The organism is Kribbella sp. NPDC049174 (assembly GCF_043197365.1).
In the GTDB taxonomy this organism is placed as follows: domain Bacteria; phylum Actinomycetota; class Actinomycetes; order Propionibacteriales; family Kribbellaceae; genus Kribbella.
In genome coordinates this window covers 1-19,727 of the sequence record NZ_JBICSZ010000001.1, presented here as the reverse complement: position 1 = coordinate 19,727, position 19,727 = coordinate 1, and the positions used below count along the sequence as shown (strand labels likewise).

Annotated in this window: 20 protein-coding genes; 11 read left to right on the top strand and 9 right to left on the bottom strand. The window is 68.4% G+C overall.

The annotated features are described in order from the left end of the window. Positions 1 to 193: 193 nt before the first annotated feature. Positions 194 to 3,328, top strand: coding sequence for a BTAD domain-containing putative transcriptional regulator (locus ACGFIF_RS00100; RefSeq protein WP_393149668.1), 3,135 nt, complete (start codon positions 194 to 196; stop codon positions 3,326 to 3,328). Between the two features lie 30 nt (positions 3,329 to 3,358). Here ACGFIF_RS00100 and ACGFIF_RS00095 read toward each other — a convergent pair whose 3' ends face one another. The 3 genes from ACGFIF_RS00095 to ACGFIF_RS00085 are packed head-to-tail and all read right to left on the bottom strand — an operon-like array spanning position 3,359 to position 5,894. Continuing rightward, on the bottom strand, positions 3,359 to 4,195 hold the full coding sequence (locus ACGFIF_RS00095) for a DUF4097 family beta strand repeat-containing protein (protein ID WP_393149666.1): 837 nt from the start codon (positions 4,193 to 4,195) through the stop codon (positions 3,359 to 3,361). An 11-nt stretch (positions 4,196 to 4,206) separates the two neighbouring features. Next, a complete protein-coding gene (locus ACGFIF_RS00090; protein ID WP_393149664.1) occupies positions 4,207 to 4,956 on the bottom strand; it encodes an ABC transporter permease in 750 nt (249 codons plus the stop codon). Then, positions 4,953 to 5,894: an ATP-binding cassette domain-containing protein gene (locus tag ACGFIF_RS00085; RefSeq protein WP_393149662.1), complete on the bottom strand. Its 942-nt coding sequence runs from the start codon at positions 5,892 to 5,894 to the stop codon at positions 4,953 to 4,955. The genes ACGFIF_RS00090 and ACGFIF_RS00085 overlap by 4 nt, the downstream gene beginning before the upstream one ends. 149 nt (positions 5,895 to 6,043) lie before the next feature. Here ACGFIF_RS00085 and ACGFIF_RS00080 point away from each other — a divergent pair, with 149 nt between their 5' ends. Both ACGFIF_RS00080 and ACGFIF_RS00075 read left to right on the top strand, forming a co-directional pair. Then, positions 6,044 to 6,709, top strand: coding sequence for a DUF4097 family beta strand repeat-containing protein (locus ACGFIF_RS00080; RefSeq protein ID WP_393149660.1), 666 nt, complete (start codon positions 6,044 to 6,046; stop codon positions 6,707 to 6,709). Further along, positions 6,706 to 7,305: a DPP IV N-terminal domain-containing protein gene (locus tag ACGFIF_RS00075; protein ID WP_393153595.1), complete on the top strand. Its 600-nt coding sequence runs from the start codon at positions 6,706 to 6,708 to the stop codon at positions 7,303 to 7,305. Before ACGFIF_RS00080 ends, ACGFIF_RS00075 begins: the two co-directional genes overlap by 4 nt. 59 nt (positions 7,306 to 7,364) lie before the next feature. Here the strand turns inward: ACGFIF_RS00075 and ACGFIF_RS00070 are convergent, their stop codons facing one another. Continuing rightward, on the bottom strand, positions 7,365 to 7,709 hold the full coding sequence (locus ACGFIF_RS00070; protein WP_393149658.1) for a YciI family protein: 345 nt from the start codon (positions 7,707 to 7,709) through the stop codon (positions 7,365 to 7,367). 259 nt (positions 7,710 to 7,968) lie between these two features. Next, entirely contained in the window at positions 7,969 to 9,609 is a 1,641-nt protein-coding gene (locus ACGFIF_RS00065; RefSeq protein WP_393149656.1) for a LuxR C-terminal-related transcriptional regulator, read from the bottom strand. A gap of 170 nt (positions 9,610 to 9,779) precedes the next feature. Here ACGFIF_RS00065 and ACGFIF_RS00060 point away from each other — a divergent pair, with 170 nt between their 5' ends. The 7 genes from ACGFIF_RS00060 (at position 9,780) to ACGFIF_RS00030 (ending at position 14,483) form a co-directional block, all read left to right on the top strand. Then, positions 9,780 to 10,613, top strand: a complete 834-nt coding sequence (locus ACGFIF_RS00060; RefSeq protein ID WP_393149654.1) for an alpha/beta fold hydrolase — start codon at positions 9,780 to 9,782, stop codon at positions 10,611 to 10,613. A gap of 116 nt (positions 10,614 to 10,729) precedes the next feature. Further along, a complete protein-coding gene (locus ACGFIF_RS00055) occupies positions 10,730 to 11,761 on the top strand; it encodes an alpha/beta fold hydrolase (protein ID WP_393149652.1) in 1,032 nt (343 codons plus the stop codon). 48 nt (positions 11,762 to 11,809) lie between these two features. Continuing rightward, the gene (locus ACGFIF_RS00050; protein ID WP_393149650.1) at positions 11,810 to 12,574 is read left to right on the top strand and encodes a methyltransferase family protein; all 765 of its coding nucleotides are present in this window, start codon (positions 11,810 to 11,812) and stop codon (positions 12,572 to 12,574) included. Positions 12,575 to 12,634: 60 nt separating this feature from the next. Beyond that, positions 12,635 to 12,976 carry an ArsR/SmtB family transcription factor gene (locus tag ACGFIF_RS00045; protein ID WP_393149648.1) on the top strand — a complete coding sequence of 114 codons (342 nt, stop codon included), beginning with the start codon at positions 12,635 to 12,637 and terminating at the stop codon, positions 12,974 to 12,976. Positions 12,977 to 12,979: 3 nt separating this feature from the next. Further along, positions 12,980 to 13,486 (top strand): SRPBCC family protein, encoded by a 507-nt coding sequence (locus tag ACGFIF_RS00040; RefSeq protein WP_393149646.1) that lies wholly within the window; start codon positions 12,980 to 12,982, stop codon positions 13,484 to 13,486. After that, the gene (locus ACGFIF_RS00035) at positions 13,486 to 14,151 is read left to right on the top strand and encodes a dihydrofolate reductase family protein (protein ID WP_393149644.1); all 666 of its coding nucleotides are present in this window, start codon (positions 13,486 to 13,488) and stop codon (positions 14,149 to 14,151) included. Before ACGFIF_RS00040 ends, ACGFIF_RS00035 begins: the two co-directional genes overlap by 1 nt. A 98-nt stretch (positions 14,152 to 14,249) precedes the next feature. Beyond that, the gene (locus tag ACGFIF_RS00030) at positions 14,250 to 14,483 is read left to right on the top strand and encodes a hypothetical protein (RefSeq protein WP_393149642.1); all 234 of its coding nucleotides are present in this window, start codon (positions 14,250 to 14,252) and stop codon (positions 14,481 to 14,483) included. On the opposite strand, the gene ACGFIF_RS00025 is transcribed toward ACGFIF_RS00030, so the two are convergent. From ACGFIF_RS00025 to ACGFIF_RS00010, 4 genes are all read right to left on the bottom strand, one after another. After that, on the bottom strand, positions 14,470 to 15,843 hold the full coding sequence (locus ACGFIF_RS00025; RefSeq protein ID WP_393149640.1) for an alpha/beta fold hydrolase: 1,374 nt from the start codon (positions 15,841 to 15,843) through the stop codon (positions 14,470 to 14,472). The two genes, ACGFIF_RS00030 and ACGFIF_RS00025, sit on opposite strands and share 14 nt — an antisense overlap. A gap of 182 nt (positions 15,844 to 16,025) precedes the next feature. Beyond that, complete coding sequence (locus ACGFIF_RS00020) at positions 16,026 to 16,571, bottom strand: DUF2231 domain-containing protein (RefSeq protein WP_393149638.1); 546 nt, start codon at positions 16,569 to 16,571, stop codon at positions 16,026 to 16,028. 106 nt (positions 16,572 to 16,677) lie between these two features. Continuing rightward, positions 16,678 to 17,418 carry a GNAT family N-acetyltransferase gene (locus ACGFIF_RS00015; protein ID WP_393149636.1) on the bottom strand — a complete coding sequence of 247 codons (741 nt, stop codon included), beginning with the start codon at positions 17,416 to 17,418 and terminating at the stop codon, positions 16,678 to 16,680. Positions 17,419 to 17,631: 213 nt separating this feature from the next. Beyond that, the gene (locus ACGFIF_RS00010; RefSeq protein WP_393149634.1) at positions 17,632 to 18,420 is read right to left on the bottom strand and encodes a hypothetical protein; all 789 of its coding nucleotides are present in this window, start codon (positions 18,418 to 18,420) and stop codon (positions 17,632 to 17,634) included. Between the two features lie 514 nt (positions 18,421 to 18,934). Between ACGFIF_RS00010 and ACGFIF_RS00005 the strand changes: the two genes are divergently transcribed. Then, entirely contained in the window at positions 18,935 to 19,498 is a 564-nt protein-coding gene (locus tag ACGFIF_RS00005) for an AAA family ATPase (protein ID WP_393149632.1), read from the top strand. The last annotated feature ends 229 nt before the right edge of the window (positions 19,499 to 19,727 follow it).

Below are 19,727 nucleotides of genomic sequence, written 5' to 3'. Positions count from 1 at the left end.
ATCGAACTTCCACACCGTAAAGGCGGTCATGTCGGACTCCTTGCCCATCGATCAGGACCCCATCCTCGGCGCCAGAACCCGCCCCAACGTCACCCCGCTGGGATGAATCCGCTGCCGGTGAGGCCCGATGACAGGCGGGTCAGGCGGGGTCAGCGGTCGGGGGCAGGTAACTGCCCATGGCAAGATCGGGCAGGTGCAGATCGGGATGCTTGGGGCCTTCGAGGTTCACACGGACGACGGTGTCTTGGTCGACGTACCGGGTGCCCGGTTGCGCGGGCTGCTGGTCGCCCTCGCGCTCGAACCAGGGCGGGTCGTTCCGAAGGCGACGCTCGTCGACTGGATCTGGGGCGAGCACCCGCCCGCCGATGCGGCGAATGCCCTGCAACGCTTGGCCTCCCGACTGCGGAAGGCGCTGCCCGGAGGTGTGATCGAGGGGCAGACCGGCGGCTACCGGTTGACGGTGGAGCCGGACGCCGTCGATGCCCTGCGGTTCGAGCGTCTCGTCGGTCAGGCCCGCACTGAGGACGATTCACAGCGGGTACGGCGACTGCGCGAGGCTCTCGCCTTGTGGCGTGGTGCGGCCATGCAGGATGTCGGGTTGGAGGACAGCGAAGCGTTCGACGCGGCGGCGACTCGGCTCGAGGGGCTGCGCCTGGCGGCGATGGAGGATCGGTACGACGCGGAGGTCAGCCTCGGCCACGGCGCCGAGGTAGTCGCGGACCTCACCGACGCGGTGACCGCGCACCCACTGCGGGAACGGCTTGTTGCCGCGCTGATGCGGTCCCTGGTGGCGGCCGGCCGCGACTCCGAGGCCCTGCTCGCCTACGAGCGTACGAGGGAAGCCCTGGCCGATGCGCTGGGCGTCGACCCCTCGCCGGAGTTGTCGGCTCTGCACGTCGCCCTGCTGCGGGGCGAGCTGGGCCGGCCAGCCGAGACCCGGAAGACCAACGTACGGGCCGAGCTCACCAGTTTCGTCGGCCGGGAAACGGATATCTCCGCGGTCCGCGACCTCATCGCCGAGCATCGACTCACCACCCTGATCGGGTCGGGTGGCTCGGGCAAGACCAGACTGGCCACGGAAACCGCACAGACGATGATCGGCGACCTGCCGGACGGGATCTGGTTGGTCGAGTTCGCGCCCATCGGCGCCGACGGTGACGTGGCGCAGACGGCGCTGGCCGGGCTCGGGCTCCGAGACGCCCTGCTCGGCGCGTCGCCGAGCACGGACCCCGTGGACGGGCTGATCGCGGCGATCCGCGATCGGGAGATGCTGCTGATCCTGGACAACTGTGAGCACGTGATCGAGTCGGTCGCGGCGTTGGCCGAACGGGTGCTCGGAGAATGCCGACGACTGCGGATCCTGGCGACCAGCAGAGAGCCGCTCGGCATCACCGGTGAGGCGTTGTGGCAGGTCGAGCCGCTGGCGCTGCCGGCCGGCGCCGGCCTGGCCGAGGTCGCCTCCTCGCCGGCTCTCCGGTTGCTGCGGGATCGGGCCGGCGCGGTGCGCAGGGACCTCGGGACCGACGAGCACACCACGGCGTTGATGGTGCGGATCTGCCGGGCGCTGGACGGCGTACCGCTGGCGATCGAACTCGCTGCCGCCCGGTTGCGCACCATGACCATCGAGCAGCTCGCCAACCGGCTCGACGACCGGTTCCGGCTGCTGACCAGCGGGAGCCGTACGGCATTGCCGCGCCACAAGACGTTGCGCGCGGTGGTCGACTGGAGCTGGGAGTTGCTCACCGATGCCGAGCGAACGGTGCTGCGCAGGCTATCGGTGTTCTCGGGCGGGGCCGGCCTGGAGGCAGCCGAGAGCGTCTGCCTCGGTGATGCGGTCGAGCGAGACCAAGTACTCGAGTTGCTCACCTCGCTGGCCGAGAAGTCGCTGCTGGTCACCGCGGGCGATGGTTCCCCCCGCTATCGGATGCTCACCACGATCAAGGAGTACGCCGCGGATCGGCTCGCCGAAGCCGGAGAGTCGGACCAGGCCCGGCAGGCGCACCTTGCCTACTTCACCGAACTCGCCGAGACCGCGGAGCCACACCTGCGCCGCGCCGAGCAACTGGAATGGCTCGCTACCCTCGCGGCCGACCACGACAACCTCAGCGCCGCGGTGCGGGGCGCGATCGCGGCCGGTGACGCACAGGCGGCGATGCGACTCGCGTCCGCCGCCGGTTGGTACTGGTGGCTCGGCGGGCGCCGGACCGAAGGCCTGGAGCTGCTGATCGCGGCCGCCAACCTCCCGGGCGAGGTGACCGACGACATCCGGGCCATGACGTACGGGCTCGTGGTGCTGTACGTGACCTCTGGGCGGGGCGACGAACACTTTGGCGCGGAGTGGATCCACAAGGCGTATCGGTTCAGTCAGCACAGCCGGCACGACAACCCGATGCTGGGCTTCGTGGTACCGCTGGAACGCCTTGTGCAGGCCCCGGAGGAAGCAGTGGCCGCCTTCGAGTCGTTGCTGGACAGCGTCGACCCGTGGGTACGCGCCATGGCTCGGTGGCAGGTCGGCAAGATGCGAACCATCCTCGGCCAGGGCGGCCCGGAGGTGGAGGGCCAGTTGGAGCTGGCGCTCGCGGAGTTCCGGACGCTCGGCGAACGGTTCGGGATGTCGTTGGCCCTGTCCGAGCTGGCGGGCCAACTTGCCATGCGGGGTGAGTTCGGCGGTGCCTGCGCGTACTACGACGAGGCGATCGCGGTCCTGGTCGAGGTCGGCGCCGTCGAGGACGTCATCGAGATGCGGACCCAGCAGGCCGTGCTCTACTGGCTCGGCGGCGATCGCGACGCCAGCGCTGCCACCATCGCCGACGCCGAGCGGAGCGCCGAAGGTGTCACCTGGCCGTACGCTCTGGTCAACCTGGCCCTCGCCAAGGCGCAGCTTGCCCGCCTGGGCGGTGACGCCAAGGAGGCCCGCCGTCAACTCGGCCTCGCGACCAGCCTCCTGGGCGATGCCGCGGACCAGCCGTACATCCGCGCGGACATCCACGACCTGCTCGGCTACCTGGCCGAGGATGTCAGGGAGTCCCGGACCCATCGCGTGGCTGCCTGGCAGGCGGCATCCGAGGCGGGGGCCGCGAGCGTGATCGCCAAGATGCTCGTCGGAGTCGCGGACCTGGCCGCTCGCCTCGACCAGTACGACCAGGCGGCGCGGCTGCTCGCGGCCGGCGTCGGCCTCCGCGGGATGCCGGATCGCTCCCAGCCCGATGCGGCCCGGATCGAGCTGGACGCTCGACGTCACCTCGGCGAAGCACGGTTCGCCGAGGTGACACAGGAGGGTACGCAGACGAGCTACTCGGACCTGGTCGAGGTCACCCTCGCATCGTGAGCCTGGCCGGAGCCGCGATCGTGGTGAGGGTCAGCTTGCTGCGCGTTGAACGATGATGTCGCCGTGCCGCGTACGGGCGTAGACCATGACCTTGGAGTCCCACCGGTCAGGGTTTCCCTGTGGCGAGACGAAGTCGTGCACCGCTCCTCGCTCGCTGTTGACGTCGATGGAGGCAGCGGCGCCCTCGCTGATGCCGACCTCGATGTCTCCCGAGCCGTTCGTCAGCTTCGCCTGACCGTTGGTCATCCGGCCGATCCTCAGGGCACCGCTGGCGGTCGCGGCGGTGATGTCGCCGTCGGCGCGGTCGATGTCGAAGTCGCAGCTGGCGCTGCCGAGATCGAGGTCGGCCGAGGCGTGACCGATCCAGGTCTGCCCACCCGAGTTCGTGAGCCCGACCCTCCCCTCGACCTCGCCGATCCGCAGCGCGAACGCCCCGCCGTCGATGGTGGCGGGCCCGGCGATGTGGCCGATCGCGACCTCACCGGACGCGATGCTCGCCTGCAGCGCGCCGGCGCGATCCAGCTGGACCCGACCCGATGCCAGGTGCAGCGCGCACTCGCCGTACGAGCCGTCGGCCTGCACGGCCGAGTGCGCCAGGTACGCGGCCAGGCTGGAGCCGGTGGGCAGGTCGATCGCGATGGCGACCGACCCGCCCTTGCTCCCGGAGACGGTCGTCTTGACCGACAGCTGACCGTCGGCGAACTCGACCTTGGTCCGGTCGGCCACCTTGATGTCCGACCGGTTCGTCGCGTCGATGGGTTCGACCAGCACCACGGTGTCGGTCCGGTCGCTCGCGGTGACCCGCACCTGAGCTCCGGCGACCTCCACGGTCGCGGCGATCGGTCCCGGCGTGACGAATGTGGGCATGACAGCTCTCCTCACGCGCGCTTCGTGAACGTGGACGACGCCCAGAAGTACCCGACGAGAGCGATCGCGACGCACCAGGCGACCGCCTGGATCGCGTCGCTGGAGGACGGTGCGCCGTTGAGCAGCCCGCGCAACGTCTCGATGATCGGCGTGAAGGGCTGGTACTCCGCGAAGTGCCGGACGCCCGGGCCCATCTTGTCCGCCGGCACGATCGCGCTGCTGAAGAACGGCAGCATGATCAGCGGTACGGCGGCCAGACCGGCCGTCTCCACCGACTTCGCCGCCATTCCCAAGGCGACCGTGAGCCAGCCCAAGGCGACACCGAGCAGTACGACGAGGCCGATGACGCCGAGCCAGTCGGCGAGACTCGCCGACGGGCTGAAGCCCAGCGCGAACGCCACCCCGATGACCGCCGCGATGGCGACCAGGTTGGTCAGCACACTGGCGACGACCTTGCCGTTCAGCACCGCGCCGCGGGGGACGTCCATGACCTTGAACCGGTTGATGATGCCCTTCGTCATGTCGTTGTTCACCGCCGTGGCGGTGGCCCCCAGCCCGTAGCACACGGCCAGCAGCAGCATTCCCGGCGTCGCGTAGTCGACGTAGTCGACGCCCACGCTGAACGCGTCGCCGAGCAGGTACACGAACATGAACAGCATCACGACCGGCATCAGGACCGCGTTGAACACCGAGGTCGGGTTCCGGGCGATGTGCTTGAAGTCGCGACTCAACATGACCATCGATGGGGACTTGGTGCTCATTTCGCGACTACCTCCGTGGTGTGGCCCGTCAGGGCGAGGAAAACGTCATCGAGATCGGGCGTGTGCACCGAGAACTCCTCGGCGCTGAGTGCGTGCTCGTCGAGCCGGTCGAGCAGGGCCCGCAGGGACTTCGTCCCGCCGTCGCTGGGAACCCGCAGGGTCAGTGCGTCGTCGTCCCGCGTCGAGTCGGCGAAGATCCGCGCGGCCCCGTCGAGTTCCTCGACGCTGCTGAACCGCAGGCGGACGTGCGTGCCGGGGAGCTGGCGCTTGAGCTCGTCGGGGGTGCCCTCGGCAACCAAGCGGCCCTGGTCGAGGACCGCGATCCGGTCGGCGAGCTGGTCGGCCTCGTCGAGGTACTGGGTGGTGAGGAAGATGGTCACGCCGTCCGCCACCAGCTCGCGGATGATCGTCCACATCGTCCGGCGGCTGCGCGGGTCCAGTCCCGTCGTGGGCTCGTCCAGGAAGATGATCTGCGGGTTGCCGACCAGCGTCATCGCCAGGTCCAGCTTCCGGCGCATACCGCCGGAGTACGTCGAGGCCGGCTTCTGCGCCGACTCCACCAGATCGAACCGCTCGAGCAGGTTGCTGACGATCCCCGCGCCGTCGCCGGAGGTCGCCCGGTTCAGGTCCACCATCAGCTGCAGGTTCTCCTGCCCTGTCAGCAGCTCGTCCACCGCCGCGAACTGACCGGTGACCCCGATCGCGGCGCGCACCGCCTTGGCCTGGGTCGCGACGTCGTGCCCGGCAACCCGGACCGCCCCGCCGTCGGCCTTGATCAACGTGGTCAGCACGTTCACCGTGGTCGTCTTGCCGGCCCCGTTCGGGCCGAGCAGGGAGAAGACAGTGCCCGCGGGGACATCCAGGTCGATGCCGTCGAGCACCACTTTGTCTTTGTAGGCCTTCCGGAGACCGGAAGCCGTGATCGCTGAACTCGTCATGCGACAACAGTCCCGGGTCGCCCAGTCACCGCCCTGACACCGTCCTGACACGCCTGACAGCCGAGTCAGTGCGGTGGCTGTCCGGTGTCAGGGCGCCCGGTCAGTGTTGCTCCTGTCATCACGTTCGTCACTGAGTTCAGGAGCAGACAATGCAGACCTTCGACACCACCACCCCGATCTCCGTCGTCCTCGACATCCCGGCCGGCCGCATCCAGTTCGTCGCCACCGACCGGACCGACACCACGGTCGAGGTACTGCCCGCGAACGCCGCGAAGAGCCGCGACGTGAAGGCCGCGGAGCAGACCACGGTCGAGTACGACGGCAGCGTGCTGCGGATCGAGGGCCTGGTGAAGAACCAGATCCTCGGCAGCTCCGGCTACGTCGACGTGACCGTCAACCTGCCCGCCGGTTCCCAGGTCGAGGCGAAGGCGGCCAGCGCCGAGTTCCGGGCCGCCGGACGATACGGCGACTTCAGCTACGAGGGCTCGCACGGCGGCATCGAGCTCGACCAGGTCGGGAACGTCCGGGTCAGCACCGACGCCGGTGACGTCTCGATCACCCGCCTCGACGGCTCCGCGGAGATCCGCACCACAAAGGGCGACATCCGGATCACCGAGGCCGTCCGCGGCACCGTCGTACTGCGCACCCAGGTCGGCGACGTCTCCGTCGGCGCCGCCCCCGGAGTCTCGGCGACCCTGGACGCCGGCACCACCCTCGGCCGCATCGACAACACCCTCAAGAACGCCGCCGACAACCCCGACCTCACCATCCACGCCACCACCACCACGGGCGACATCGCCGCCCACGCCCTCTGAACAACACCGGTCTCCGACCCGAGAAGGACGCAACGAATGAGCACCACCGAGAACTACCAGGCCGGGCGGAGGACGGCTCGGCGGTCTACTACCTCAGCCAGCCGCGCGACCGTCGTACCCTCACTTTGCATCGGATGGACCCGGCCACCGGTGAGGTCACCACCGTGCTCAGCGAGGCCGGGGCCACCCGCGTGGAGCCCAACCAGTGGGGGTACCAGCCGCCGATCGTGCGGGTGCTCGCCGGTGAGGTCCTGTGGTACTCGCAGCGCGACGGTTGGGGTCACCTGTACCGGTACGACCTGAACACCGGCGAACTGCTCGGGCAGCTCACCTCCGGGCAGTGGGCGGTGCGGCAGATCCGGCACGTCGACGAGACCGAGCGGGCCGGCTGGCCGACCGGCTCGTTGCCGCCAACAAGGACTTCGAGCTGCTCATCGTGCCCGGGGCCGAGCACGTCTTCATCGACTGCCTGGCCTACGTCCGCACCCGCGCCTGGGACTTCCTGGTCCGCGAACTGCTGGGCAACCCGGCCGCCCGCCTACCGCCCCGCCCCCATCCCCATCCACCCCGAGCTCCTCGGCGAACTCTTCGCCTGACGTCAGGTCATCCGAGAGGCCGGTCTCCCAGCTGGGAACCGGCCTCCGTGGACCTGGGATCAGATCTCTGGGTCGTCCAGGAACTGGCGGACATCTTGCGCGCAGCGGCAGGCGGCCGCGATCTTCGCGGCCCACTCCAGGGCGGCCTCCAGGGTGGGTACGTCGACGACGAAGACGCCGCCGAGGAGCTCCTTGCTCTCCGGGTACGGGCCGTCCATGACGAGCCCGTCGGTGGTCACCCTGGCGCCCGCCACGTCAGGTTCCAGCCCGCCGGCGAAGACGAACACGCCGGCATCCTTGGCCTCCTGAACCACCGCGTGAGCGGCCTTGCCCACCTCGGGCAAGTCCTCCTTGGTGATGTGGTCCATCGCACCGTTCTCGAACGAGATCAGGTACCGCGTCATCTCATCGCTCCTTGTCCCGGGCGGCCTTCCTCCAGCCGCCTCTCACCCCTGCAACGAACGCCTCACCCCAGATCCGACACCCAGCTGCCAGAATTTCACGATCCGTCGGCCACGTCGCCGTACTCCGCACCCCACAGGCCGAACCATTGCTCGGCACCGTACTTCTCGAACCGGTCGAGTGCCGCCGCGCACGCCACGGCGTACCCGCCCTGTCGAACGGAAGAGCGCCCGCACCCGCGCCGAGCCAGGAGGCCGAGCGTCAGAGGATGCCTACCTCGACGATGCGCTGCTTGATCGCGCACGCGACTGCGGCGGTCCGCGAGTCGACGTCGAGTTTGGTGAAGATGTTGGCCACGTGGCGATGGACGGTGCGCTCACTGAGGTGTAGTTCATTGGCGATCGCACGGTTCGGCTTGCCCTGGGCGATGGCGCGGAGAACCTCGATCTCCCGTTGGGTGAGCCCGTGGGTCTCGGCATCGGCGTCCGCGGCCGCGACGATCCGGTCCAACTGCACCAAGTCCGGACGCGCACCCAGCCGCTCGAACGTCTCCCGGGCCGCCGAGAATTCGAGCTGGGCGCCGTCGTGGTCACCGAGTGCGCGACAAGCCCGTCCGATCAGGACATTCAGTTTCGCCACCTCGTGCGGGGCATCCTGCTCCTGCCAACCACCAGCGGCCCGTCGAAGGAGCGGCAACGCGCTTGCGGCATCGCCCTCGGAAAGCGCCAGCGCGCCCCTCACGGCGGACGCCTCGGCCTCGATGACGGGCGTGGGCATCTCCCCGGCGGTCTCCTCGAACTCGGCCACGGCATCCCCGGCCGCGTCGGTTTTCCCATCCTCGAGGTAGATGGTGACCGCGGCCTTCAACAGGTCCAGACGATCGGGCGTCGCGGTCACCTCGGCCAACGCCCGACGTACGCCGGCTGACGCGGCGTCGACGTCACCTTGGGCGAGCCTGAGGAGCGAGAGCCCCGGCTGGGTCGGGCAGCCGCTCTCGGCCGCGCGGCGGTACGCCTCCTCAGCGGCATCCCACTCGCCACGGAGCCGCTGGATTTCACCGAGCTGGTAGAAGGCGTGGCCGCAGACCCAGCTGGCGTAGCCGTCGAGATCGATACAGACCGCGGCGATCTCCTCGAGGGCGTCGGGCCAAGCGCCCGTCAGGCACATCAACCGTGAGCGGTAGATGCGGCAGTTCCCGAGGTACGCGCCGCCCAGCCTGCCCAGCGAATCGAGCCAGCCGGCCATCGACCGGTTCCACGCCCGGGCGCGAGCGAAGTCGCGCGCCAGACAGCAACCGCGGACCGCGGCGCAGTAGATCCAGGGGGTCACCCGCGGGGACAGGCCATCGTGGAGGAGAGCCGCCATCGCCTCGTCCAGGCGATCAAGACCGTCCTGGAGCCGCCCTGCGTCGATCAGGGACTGACCCCACACGCACAATGCCCAGGGGACAACCTCGCCATGACTGCCGTCGACGACCGCACTCAGCAGCTCGTCGGCGTGTGAGTGGTTTCCGGTCATCCCATGCGCCATCGCCTCGGGGATCCTCAGCCATGGGCTAGCGGCAACATCAGGGCCCAGAGCGCGGCCAACCTGCTTGAGCCACCCGTTTGCCTGGACGATCTCGTTGTTGGTGAAGAAGGCCCACCACAGCCAGAACGCGGCGTACGCCGCATCGCCGGGCTCGTCGGCGCTGACCCGGAGGTCGAAGACACGGCGAAGCAGGGCGACCGCCTCGTCCCCCCGCGCCGAGACTTGGGCTGCCTCGGCGTACGCCTCCAGATCGTCGACGGCGAGCGGCTGTTCGGCGTCGGCCGCGGCGTACTCCGCGCAGGCCTCCTCCCAGCGGGACGCCGTGTGGAGCTCCCGCGCACGGGCCAGGTGAGCCGTGTCGACGGCTTCCATGCGTCCAGCATGGACCTCCTGTCCGGAGGTGGGTAGTAGTACCCACTTCATCTCCCGCAGGTTGGCGGCCAATGCCGATCCGGCCCGGCGTCGCTGTGAGCCACTCTCGAATCCGTCGGCTCGCAACGGCGGGCACCACGGTTGACAAACACGGACAGAGGAGATCCCCGATGGAGCAAACAACTGTGAACGGCGTCGAGTTGGCGTACGACGTCGAGGGAGAGGGCGCGCCCATGCTGTTCATCCACGGCGCCATCTGGGCCGACTTCCTGCGACCCCTGGCCACCCAGCCTGCCCTGTCCGGGTTCCGCCGCATCCGGTACCACCGCCGGGGCATCGGCAACAGCAGCGGACCGGCAGGTGGCTTCGACGACCAGGTGGCCGACGCGGTCGCACTGCTCGATCGCCTCGGGGTGGACGGCGCCCACCTCGTCGGCCACTCCGAGGGCGCCATGATCGTCATGGAGGTCGCGGCCGCCCACCCGGAGCGAGTGCGGTCCATGGCCCTGCTGGAGCCGCTGCCCCCGTTCACTTGGGTGGCTGCCAGCGACTTCGCGGACGTCCTGCGAAGCATCGAGCCGCTGATGGAGGCGATGGCCGGTCGCTACCAGGCCGGAGATGTCATCGGCGCGTACGACGCATTGTTCACATCGCAGGGCCTGGACTGGCGTTCAGCGGCCGGGGCCGCAGGTCCCGGCGCCGTCCACCAGGGGATCCGGGACGCGACTACCTGGTTCGAATACGAGGCGCCGGCGCTGGCCGAGTGGAGCTTCCGGCCCGAACAGGCAGCGGCCATCGACTGCCCCGTGCTGTCGTGGGCCGCGCACCCCGGGGAACCGCTGCCGCGTGCGACTCGAGCCTTTCTCCACGAACTGTTCCCGCGGTGCGAGGACGTCGACCTCGAGGCCGGCGACCACTTCTCGGTCGCCACGGATCCCGCGGCGGTGGCCGAGCCGATCGCCGCTTTCGTCTTGCGGCACTCGTCCCAAACTGTGCTCACCTGAGCGGAGGGGGAGGCACTCGGTTGCCGCGAGCCGCGCACATGCCGATGAGCTGCGGTGGGCGCGGTGCCGGTCAAGACCCTTGAGCAAACGCGACCTCGCTGCTGTTCACTGGTGTTGTGGTTGCGCATGACCAGCGCCTGGGGATGGCGCACTTGGCCGATGGCGGGCGGGTGGCCTATGCCCTGACAGGCAGCGGGCCGTTCCTGCTGGTTGCGCCGGGATGGCTCAGTCACCTCGAGCTCGGATGGGCCATCCCCGCCGAGCGCATGTTCCACGAGTCGCTGTCGTCGGGCCGCACGTTGGTGCGCTACGACCGCCCTGGCTGTGGCCTCTCGGACGCCTACGACGGCCCTCGCACGATGGCGCTCGAGCTTGCCACGATCGACGCGGTGACCGAAGCGCTCGGCATTACCCGCTGTGACGTCCTCGGCTGGTCGCTTGGGGCGGCGGTGGCCGCACAGTGGGCGGCCGATCAGCCGGAGAAGGTTTCGCGTCTGGTGCTGTACGGCGGCTGGGCGACCGGTGACGCCATCGGCGACGAGGACAGCAAGCGGCACATGCTCGGGCTGCTTGCCTCTCACTGGGGTCTGGGATCAGACCTGCTCACCGATCTCTTCGCACCCGAGGCTGATGCCGGCACCCGCCTCGCGCTCGCCCGCTACCAGCGCGCCGCCTCCTCGCCCGAGACAGCGGTCGCGTTGTTGCGTCTCGCTTACGCCCTGGATGTGCTTCCGAGCCTCGCGCGGGTGCAGGCGCCGACGCTGGTGCTGCACCGGAGCGGAGATCGAGCCGCTCCGTTCGATCAGAGCAGGGTGCTCGCCGACGCGATCCCTGGCGCCCAGCTCGTTGAGCTCGTGGGTCGCTCGCACCTTCCTGCCATCGGGGATGTGGAGTCGCTGGTCGAGCAGGTGCGACGCTTCCTCGGAATGCCACAGCTACGAAGGACCGTTCCCACGGGGCTCACCGCCCGCCAGACAGAAGTCGCGGCCCTCGTGGCGGAGGGCCTGACGAACCGCCAGTTGGCCGACCGCCTGGGCATCAGCGAACGATCCGCCGAGTCGCACCTCGAACGGATCCGGCTGCGGCTTGGGTTCAGGTCTCGTTCCCAAGTAGCAGCCTGGTACGTCGCGCAAGACCCGTACAAGTGAGGTAATTCCACGGCTGCGCCGGGGACGGCGACTCCGCAGCATGGAGACATGTCCCGACACCCTGCACATCTCCTCATCTCGGCCGCCGCCTGGTTGGGGTTCGTCGCCGTCACCGTGTGGACGATGGCCTTCCTCGCCGACGTGGTCGTCCCCAGGACCGTCGACGGACCCGACCGCACGACCACCGCTCGTGCGGTCGCCATCGACCTGGCGCTGCTACTGTTCTTCGCCGTCCAGCACTCGGTGATGGCGCGTCGTACGGTGAAGTCATGGCTGAGCCGGCGGATCCCGGCGGCGCTCGAACGCACGTCGTACGTGCTCGCCACAGACATCTGCCTCGCGCTGCTACTGGTGTTCTGGCAACCCTGGGGTGGGCAGATCTGGCATGCCGAGGGCGTGGTCGCGGTCATCGCCTGGTCGCTGTTCGCTGCCGGTTGGGCGCTGGCCATCACCGCGACGTTCGGATTCGATCACCTCGAACTCCTTGGGCTGCGGCAGGCCGGATGGGCCGCAGCTCGCGACCCCGGTCTCACCTCTGACCTGTATGTCGGCGGTCTGTACGCCGTCGTACGGCACCCGTTGATGACCGGGCTGGTGCTGGCCTTCTGGGCGACGCCACGGATGGGCGCATCGCATCTTCTCTTCGCCCTCGCCGCGACGGGCTATATCGCCGTTGGAATGAGGTTCGAGGAGCGCGACCTCCGCGCCACGTTCGGAGCGTCGTACGACGACTACGCCGCCCGGGTCCCCGCCCTGGTGCCCAGACTTCCCATCCGGCGAGCCTCTCCGCGACCTGAGCGCGGACGAGGTTGATGACACTCCGCCTGATTCCTCCGGCTTGACGCATGCCGATATGGGCATATGATTGCATCCATGGCACGAGCAGCGACGACGTCGGACGTCTTCAACGCGATCGCCGAGCCGCAGCGCCGGGAGATTCTGGTGCTGCTGCGGGCGGGTGAGCGGCCGGTGACCGACCTGGCCCAGGAGCTGGGGATGACCCAGCCGGGGGCGTCCAAACACCTGCGGGTGCTCCGGGAGGTGGGGCTGGTGCGGGACCGCAAGGCAGGCAAGCAGCGCCTGTACGGCCTGGACGCCCGCGGGCTGCGACCGGTCCACGAGTGGACCGGCGGGTTCGAGCGGTTCTGGAACGAGAGTTTCGACCGGCTGGACGCCTACGTGCAGGACCTCAAACAGGCACAGCAGGAGGAATGACCGATGGCAGGAGCAAGGCAAGAAACGCGGGCGGAGCCGGCGACGGCCGACCGCGAGATCGTGATCTCCCGGGTCATCAGTGCCCCACGGGAGCTGGTGTTCGAGGCGTTCACCGAAGTCCGGCACCTGTCGCGATGGTGGGGACCGGAGGGGTTCACCACCACCACGCGGTCCTTCGAGTTCCGCGTCGGCGCGGAGTGGGACTTCGTGATGCACGGACCGGACGGGACGGACTACCAGGAGTGGATCTCCTGGACCGAGATCGCCCCGCCGGAGCGGATCGCGCTGCTGCACGGTGAGTCCCGCGACGACCCGAACGCCTTCAAGTCGGTCCTCACGTTCGCGCCCGACGGCGCGGCGACCCGGATCGAGATGCGCACGGTGTTCCCCACCAAGGAGCTGCGCGACGAGGCGGTCGAGAAGTACCACGCGATCGAGGGCGGCCAGCAGACCCTGACCAATCTGGCTGCCTACGTCACCGAGATCGTTCGGAAGGGAGCTGAGGACTGATGGCCGGAAAGGTGTTCTTCAGCGTGACGATGTCGCTGGACGGCTACATCGCGCCCGAGCCCGTGCCCGTTGAGGACCTCTTCACGACCGACAAGCAGGACGACCCGGACGTGCGGCACTGGATGGCGCAGTGGGGGGAACTGCAGCAGTGGGTCTTCCCGCTGCGGTTCTTCCGGGAGAACCTGAAGCTCGGCGAGGGCGGCGAGGAGGGCCGCGACAACGACATCGTGCGGGAGACGTTCGAGCGAACCGGCGTGAGCGTCATGGGCAAGCGCATGTTCGACGCCGGCGAGCAGGCATGGCCGGAGGAGGCGCCGTTCCACACGCCGGTCTTCGTCGTGACGCACGAGAAACGTGACCCCTGGGAGCGGCCGGGTGGGACGACGTTCCACTTCGTCAACGACGGCATCGAGACCGCGCTCGACCAGGCCCGCGAGGCCGCCGGCGACCGCGACGTCCGCATCGCGGGCGGCGGCGCGACGATCCTGGAGTACGTGAACGCCGGTCTGATCGACGAGTTCACGATCGCGCTCTCGCCGGTGCTGTTCGGCTCCGGCACCCGCCTGTTCGACGGCGTGGACGCGTCCAGGGTCGCGCTGGAGCCGGTCCGTTCGGAGCCGACGCAACGGGTGACCCACCTGACCTACGCAGTACGGGAGCGGTAACTCAGTTTGGCGGTCATCGGCTGTGCTGCGAATGGGCCGGCCAGAACGGCGTTGACGTGTAGGAGGCCCCGGCCGGTCTCGCTGTTAGCTTGAGCGGCATGTCTGCGCGAATCACGGCCGAGCAGTTCCATGCGGCGGACGGTGTCGACGACTGGCGCGTGCTGTACCACGTGGTCTCGGCCCACTTCCGGACCGGTTCGCTCGCGAGAGGTATCGCGCTCGTCGACGAGATCGGCCGGATCGCCGGCGCTGCCGAGCAGGATCTGAAGATCGATCTGCGCCCTGCGGGCGTCACCGTGAGTCTGTTGGTCCGCGATGTCAGGGGTGAGTAAGCGGTGCGCCGGTACGTACTGAGACGACGACGTCGTGGATTGCGCGGGTGACCGCTGCGGCGTGATCCGGGTTCTCCACGAAGGAAGCGTGGGTTGCCCCTGGCACGACGCGATGGAGGCTGTTGCTGGACAGAGTGACTGTCTTGTTCTGGTCAGCCATCCAACCCTTGGAGTTTCCGCGTTCGGCGGTCAGGACGACCAGTGGCTTCGCATCGACGCTACGGAGCGTTCCCGCCTCGGCCGTGGACCGATTCGCGACGCCGTACTCATCGAGCGTTCCGCTCATTTCCTTCCCGGTGGCGGCGGTGGCGCGGGCATCGTCCCGGTACTCCGGCGGTAGCTCCGAGAACGAGGTGTTGGCCAGAAGCCGGCCCACGCCCAGCCGAGAAGTCGTCCCGAACAACGAAGACACATGCTTCAAGACGCTGTAAGAGCCCGCCTCCGGCGGGGACACGGGCTCGTTCTTGGCGGCGGTGGAGTCAACCAGGACGAGACCGGCGACCTCCCCGGGATACCTCGAGGCATACGTCCTCACGTACAGCCCGCCAAATGAATGTCCGGCCAGGACATACGGACCCGGAACCTGTGCGCGGTCAAGGAGCGTGTGGAGATCTGTGGCGATCTGCGCAGCATCGGGTGGACTCGCAGCCGGATCACTCCAGCCGCGCCCCGCCCGGTCGTAGACGCATACTCGGCTGTCACGGGCCACGGCGGGAGCGATCAACCCCATCGACGCCGCCGATCCGCCCGCGCCGGGCTCAAGGATCACAGTCGGCCCGCGTGAGCCCTGGCATTCCAGGTGGAGTCGGTACGATCCCACGTCGACGAGTTGCCCGCGCATGGCAACCGCCGGTGCGGTGGACCGACTGATCCTTTCGTACCCCCCGCCGACGGCGAGAAGCGCCAGGATGATCAGCACCGGGCACAGCAGCCACGCTCTGGCGCGGCTATGCATCTCATGCTTAGCGCGGACCCACGCCCAGACGACCAAGACCAACACAGCCGGCGGCCAAACCCACCCCAGCGCGTCCACCACAGAGTCCGGGACCATGAGCACCAACGCACCAGACACGGCCATGAAGATCGCGGGCGCTATAGCCCAGCGTTGAGGCTGGTCGGTGAACCGCATGGACAGCACCGCCAAGAGCGCCCACCCGAGCGCGAAGCCGAACAGCACCATCGCGGTGGAAAAGTTCATATCCACGGTGTCGACTGGCAGGAACGCGAGGATGACCGCCGCTGCGAACCCAGCGGCCAGCGATCCGGCCACGACGATGCCGATCCGCGTACGCGCTGACTCTGGTGCAAGGGCAGCGACCTGGTCGGCGCGCGTGGGCTCAGTCGGACGTCGCTCGGTCATGAAACCGCCTCCCCCTTGGTGAGGGCCACCCCACCCTCGTCTTCCAGCATGCGCTCACCGGCCCGGGCGACGGAATGGCCCGACCGGGCCAACGCAATGCCATCCGGCACGCGACCGGCGTCCCCGGCCCAACTTACGAAGGCGCCCGTGCCGATGATGGGCACTGCATTGGGTTGAGAGCTCTAGGTGCGCTCAGCCATGGAAGTTCGGCGGGCAGTTCCGCGGTGCAGGGCTAGATGCCCGCCGAGGAAGCCCGCACCCGCGATGACCAGGTTCCCGGCTACGGCGAGCTTTGTGCCGAGCCGGTGCCGGCCGCGCAGACGCGCGACGAGCGAGCCGGCGAAGAGGAGTATTGCAACGTCCATGCCGAGCCCGTGGACCGCACCGATCCTGCGTTCAGCGCCTGACAATTCCGCCCAGTCGCCGGCGCCTGCGAGAGCCGTCGGCACGGACGCCAGCAGTCCGAACCCGGCGAGGAGCGACGCCCCGCGACGCGACTCGGACCCACCGGCGAGGTCGAGAAGGGACGTGCCGAGCCAGCACCCGGTAGTCACGTCGGTCAGCGACGGATGCAACGAATGACCCAGTACGTCGGTGTGCAGCGGGCTGCGTCGTACCCGTTCGATCAGCGGCCCGTAGGCCAGCTCCTGAGCGCGGGCAAGCCGCTCGGCGACCGGGCTTTCGCCGACCGCGTGGACTGCGCGTTGCGGCAAGGATTTCGATGCCACGCCCTCAAGATACGCTCCCGGCCGTCGCCCGAGGAAGCGCTGGCTGACGCAGGCTCTGGTGCGCTGCACAGGAGTTCGTGATCGAGAATCAGTATGGTCGGGTCGATCAATTGGCAGCGGTGGACTGGCTGATCACCGCGCTGCGCTCACGTCCGACCTCGGCGAATCCGAACCAGCTGTACCAGGAGACGAGTTCGTCCGAGGTGCCGAGGCCCGCCCGGGTACATCCCGCAGCGACCGCATGATCCAGCGCCGCGGCAACGACTGCCGACGCCGCGCCCCGGCCACGCTCCTCCTGGGCTGTGGCGACCGACCAGAGGTTCGCCGTGTCTCCGGCTGTGACGACGGTCGCCGACGAGACCAGGCTGTTGCCATCGAAGGCTCCGACGATGTCGGCGGCACCGGTGCCATGGAAGAATCCGGTCAGGCCGTCCGGGTCGTCGTACACGCCGCCGACCATGCGCAGTAGTCGGGCCCGCTCCTCGGAGTCGCTGATGATCGCGGTGGTGAACTTCGAGGGCGGTGACGCCGGGCGATTGGCGAGCTCACAGAGCATCAGCGGCGCGGTGTTGGAGGAGGTCGGGCGGAGCTCGTCGAGTGCCGCCGCGAGATCCGGGCGATCGAGGATGCGGACGGACACGTCGCAGCCGCCCTGACGGGTCGGCGATTCCAGCGCCAAGCGAACCGCACGGGCCAATGCCTCCGCTGATGGCGCGCTCAGAAACAGCTGGTGCGCGATCTTGCCGGGCCGACCGGTCCACCAAAAGCAGTCGGCCTCGCCATGCCGTTCCCAGCTGAACACCCCATCGGCCGACGGCTGCTCCGCCAACCGCCGCCAGCCAACCACGGCAGCATCCCAGACAGCCTGTCCACTGACACTCCGGTGAGTGCCGTTGGTGCCCATCCCGAACCCTTCCCGATAGTCACTTCGCAAAGTCGACCAGTACCATCCTGCCGTCCTCGCCACCGAGCAGATCGGGGCATCCCATGTAGACAGTCATGCCGGCGTCGTCTGCGAGAATAGGTACCTGCGGCGTGGTGAGCGTTCGCGCTCACCGGGCTAGCCGCCGCCTGCCGCCGGCGGCAAGTCCATCGACGCCCGCAGCTCCACCAGTGGCGTGTACGGGACCGTGATGAGGCCACGGGTCGGCCGGTCGAGGTCGAACGTGACCAGCAGCAGGAGCGAGACGAACACGGCGGCGAGCAGGATTGGTAGCAGGCCACGGCCAAGCACAGTGAGGTAGAGGCCAAGCAGTCCCAACGCCACCGACGCGCCGACCACCTCGAGGACCAAGACCGATGTGGGCACGCGATTGCCGAGTGCTGCGACACGCGAGGTCTGGCTGTCGATCATCGAGTTCAGACTGTCGATGTACAGACGCGGAGCGCTGGCGTCGGGGGCCTCCCGCAGTGAGTCAGCGGCGAGCGCCCACAGCTGCCGCTGGATGACCCCGCCGTTCGCCACGACGCGCCGCGCCTCGGCGGAGCCCGGCCGCGTCGTCGACAGACGGATCTCCACATCGGTGTAGCGCTTCAGCAACTCCAGCGACTGGCTACGGACGGGCTCCGACAACGTCTGCGCCCGGAGATAGGTCGTACCGATCGCGTTCGTCTCCTTCACCAGCTCGACCCGCCGGGTCTCGTACCGACCCACCGCCATCGTCAATCCGAAGGCGAGGATGAGCGCCACGAACCCCAGCAGCGCCGCCTGCACGACTCCGATCGGCTCTCGCCATGTCTCGTGGTGTTCGTGCAACCGACGCCCGACCAGCACACCGATAGCGCACGATCCCAGCACGATCGCCAACAGAACGACACCGAGCACCAGGCTGGACAGGGTGAAGAACATCTAAACCCCCAAACAAGGCAGCCTCATCGGACGCGGGGCTTGATTGTGCCCCGGCGAGTGCGCCGCCACATCCTCCAAGCCGGATGACCTCTGCTCCCTGCGCGACCAGCGATTGATCAGCCGAGGGGCTCGAACTCGTTGAGCGTCCAGGTCTGATCGGGGCCGCGACGATGGATCAGATCTGCACGCAGATCGACGCCAAGGTCGGAGCTGGAGCCTTGGCCTCCCGTTCTGCCTCCCGGGTCAAACAGCAGCGGGCAGGAGTCGCGTTGATGGTCTCTCGGGACGACGTTCGTTCTCCTACCTACAAGGCGTTTCGCCTTCCTGGTTGTTCCGATTTGGGCCCGCTACAAGACCGTTGTTGCTCCTGGTTCGCTCCCAAATCCTCCCACGGCGGTCCGGTGTCCGACGGGCCAATCAGTGTCCGATGCAACCGTGGGTCGCTGGTATCGCGTTGTAGGGTGGCTCGCCACACGGCACGCAGTCGTGGTCGAGGCGCCGCAACGGCGACGAGATGGAGGATCGGCACGCGATGTTCCTGCTGCAGATGTCGGGCGTTCCAGGTTCTGGGAAGTCCACCGTGGCCGCCCACGTCGTCGACGCGTTCGGTGCGGTTGCCGTTGACTACGACATCATCAAGTCCGCCGTACTCGACGCGGGCTTCGACCTCACCAGTAGTACCAAGGCTGCGTACGAGGTGATGTACGCGCAGGCGCGTCACGTGCTCACTCAAGGGCATCCTGTGGTCATGGACAGTCCGTGTTTCTGGCCGAGGATCCTGACCGAGGGCATGGAAATCGCCAGGCAGCACGATGCGAGCTACAGATACATCGAGTGCCAGGTTCGTGATCTGAAGGTCCTCGACGAGAGACTTCGTCGGCGGCCGCGGCTGAGGACCCACCGTCGTGGCGTGGACCATCCGCCAGTGGACCTCGGTGACGAGCTGGTGGACGGCGAGGCGCTGTTCCGCGACTCGATGGACCGCGTTCAACGTCCCTCGGACAACTACCTCCAGCTGGACATGCACCGACCGCTGTCCGAAGTGCTGCCCGAGGTCGACGTCTACCTGAAGCCATAGGCTGAAATGCGTCGAACTTGACGGTTACGTGTCAAGCGCGCGGTCAGTGCCGGAGGCACCTTTGACGCGTGCCGGGCCGGACCGCGCTTCCCATGATTGCTAGCGGGGCGATGCGGAACCCACGGCCACACGTGTGAACCACCCCAGGTTCTCTGCCGCTCTTATACGGGTTGCTGCTCTCGGTTGAGAGCAGCGTAGTGGGCTTGCTCGAACTCCACCGGCGGCATCA